1 protein-coding gene is annotated in these 1049 nt (G+C 45.7%); it reads left to right on the plus strand.

Annotation, left to right across the window (positions count from 1 at the left end; translation table 11 throughout):
* Positions 1–884, plus strand: an 884-nt coding sequence (locus DWX28_RS20115) for an IS200/IS605 family accessory protein TnpB-related protein (RefSeq protein WP_147342117.1), incomplete at its 5' end; no start/stop codon positions are given.
* Positions 885–1049: the final 165 nt, after the last annotated feature.

Here is a 1049-nt window from a genome sequence, read left to right on the forward strand (position 1 = left end):
ATGATGGGCATGACTGGAAATGGTTCCATGTACGGTTAAGGCATACCGACATGGAGTATCTGAGAAAGAACTGGTCCGGGAAAAAGGCATCTGCTCCGACATTGGAGAAAAGGCACAGGAAATATTTTCTGCGTTTTTCTTATACGGAAGATGTGATACTCACAAAAGCACCAGTCGAAGAACAGATTATCTGCGGTGTAGATCTGGGGATCAACACCGATGCAGTCTGTACCATTATGCGGTCGGATGGAACTGTCCTGGGAAGAAAGTTTATTGATTTTCCCAGTGAAAAAGACCGGATGTACCGTGTACTGGGACGGATACGGAGATTCCAGAGAGAACATGGATCTGCACAGGCAAAGAGCAGATGGGCTTATGCAAAACGCCTGAACATAGAACTGGGAAGGAAGATTGCAGGAGCAGTCACAAAATATGCAAAAGAGAACCATGCAGATATAATTGTTTTCGAATACCTGGAGACAAAAGGAAAGATATCCGGGAAAAAGAAACAGAAACTGCATCTGTGGAGAAAACGGGATATCCAGAAGCGCTGTGAACATCAGGTACATAGAAATGGAATACGGGTATCGAGGATCTGTGCGTGGAACACCAGCAGGCTTGCATATGATGGAACAGGAACCGTTGCCCGTGATCCGAAAAATCACAGCCTGTGTGTATTTCAGACAGGAAAACGATATAATTGCGATCTGTCAGCATCGTACAATATAGGAGCAAGATATTTTATCAGAGAACTTTTAAAACCCCTTCCGGTAACGGAAAGGTCTTTGCTGGAGGCAAAAGTCCCTGCAGTAAAGCGTAGAACCTCATGTGTTTATGCGGACTTGAGAAAACTCAGTTCAGAAATGAACTTAAGAGTAGCATAAACGCAGGCAGATATACAGCGGACTACCTGTCATGTGGGAACCTGCCGTATCCGGCACGGGAAATGTGCATGACTGCACACCTAAGTTACAGGCGTATCCGCCGATATTTAGTCTGACGCCTAAAGCGTCCGGAAGCACGCGACTTCAGTCGTGTGAGGATAGAGT

This window comes from Blautia sp. AF19-10LB (assembly GCF_003461245.1).
GTDB classification, from domain to species: domain Bacteria; phylum Bacillota; class Clostridia; order Lachnospirales; family Lachnospiraceae; genus Blautia_A; species Blautia_A intestinihominis.